Here is a 214-nt window from a genome sequence, read left to right on the forward strand (position 1 = left end):
GCATTGCCCTCGGCTTTGAGGCCGGCATTGTGCGGCCGATGGCAGTCGAGACAGGTCACGCCCGCCCTTGCCATCTTGCTTTGCTGAAACGAGCCATATTCGAAGACCTCGTCGAGTATCTGCCCGTCGGGGAAATAGAGATCCTGCCGGAGCAGGGCAGGGGAGAAATAGTCGAGAAAGGGCTTTCCCGGCTGGTAGCCGTCCAGCAGCCTGG

Annotated in this window: 1 pseudogene; it reads right to left on the bottom strand. The window is 60.7% G+C overall.

From position 1 onward, the window contains the following. A pseudogene (locus AF337_RS11430) lies at positions 1-214 on the bottom strand (hypothetical protein); the annotation flags it as partial.

The organism is Rhizobium ecuadorense (assembly GCF_001187535.1).
GTDB classification, from domain to species: Bacteria; Pseudomonadota; Alphaproteobacteria; order Rhizobiales; family Rhizobiaceae; genus Rhizobium; species Rhizobium ecuadorense.